Annotated in this window: 2 protein-coding genes; both read right to left on the minus strand. The window is 36.5% G+C overall.

The window, feature by feature from the left end; genetic code table 11:
• On the minus strand, positions 1 to 687 hold a 687-nt coding region (locus INT21_RS15145), incomplete at its 3' end, for an ATP F0F1 synthase synthase (RefSeq protein ID WP_193085414.1).
• A gap of 4 nt (positions 688 to 691) precedes the next feature.
• Positions 692 to 1,155, minus strand: a 464-nt coding sequence (locus INT21_RS20450; RefSeq protein ID WP_226930667.1) for a hypothetical protein, incomplete at its 5' end; no start/stop codon positions are given.

A 1,155-nucleotide genomic window follows, 5' to 3' on the forward strand; every position in this document is an offset into this window, starting at 1 on the left:
TTTTTGATCGCTGTAGTCACCAATATAAGAAAGAATGTCTACCTTATCCTGAGCTGACATTTTAGCTAAAGAATCCATAGCTAAAGCAATGCGCTTTCGATTTGGCATTGAAGTTTTACTTGCATCGTAGTTGTTTTTTAACTCAATGAATTTTGACTGTAAGAAAGTTTCTGTTTCCTGCTTTGTGGCCTCTCGATAAAGAGAGTCAATGCCTTTGAATATCCCAGAAATAGTAGCTAAATTTCGAAAAACTAGCGTATCATCACCTTTGAAATAAATGGCATCAGGCTGTTCGTTAATTATTAGACGGTTGACGCTTTTCTCAATTTCTGCTGTCTCCCCAAAACCGATAATTTTTTTCTTTATAAAGAGAGATGAAGTGACTTTCTGAAAATAGAAATCATCATCCTGAATGGCAAGGATATATGCGATTTTAGAAAATTGATCTTTTTTTAAATCATCGAAATCTTTCGAATCAAAATTACCTTTCAGCAATTCAATGAAAAATGGCTGCTGGCTAAAATGCTCTACCTTGAACCATGAGTCCTCATCTAGATTATGATCGGGAGCATATTGAACGCAGTTGCCCAGGGTAATATTTGTATTTTCATACAAAGTGTGATCTGAAACAAGCTTAAAGAAAGGTTTCTTTGTAAGTCGCTTTACTCTGGCTAGCACATGATCCATATCATTATCCCCGTTCTATAAATGTATAATTGTTGATTCGATAAGCTTTAGAAATATGAACTTCATCTGGCCTTTTGTATTTGTGCCGACTGATTAGAAATATGGCCGTACCGTTCTTTGTGGCTATGTTGTAAAACTCATGACCGAATAATAAAAAAAGCGGGTTGAAATAAAGAGCCTGCGAAAGGAATGTGAAAATGAACAATACACTGTACACAAATCCTAGAGTTTCCCAGTTCCCTATGCTTAATGCGACAAAAAAGTATCCCAAATAACTAGGTAAAAAACTATTATTTGCATGCTCTATGCTTTGTACTTCACCAGCTTTGAAATCGTCCTTACCTAATTTGTTACTCAGTAAAATACTAAGCCACGTCGATAAAATAGGTATTAGCAAGTAAATCAGGTAAGACGCTGCGTTCGGAACCCCCTCTGTCAGCCTAGTTGTCCGGTTGGCGATATCGCCTA

Origin of the sequence: Halomonas sp. 3F2F, from assembly GCF_014897805.1 — a bacterium.
Taxonomy (GTDB): Bacteria; Pseudomonadota; Gammaproteobacteria; order Pseudomonadales; family Halomonadaceae; genus Vreelandella.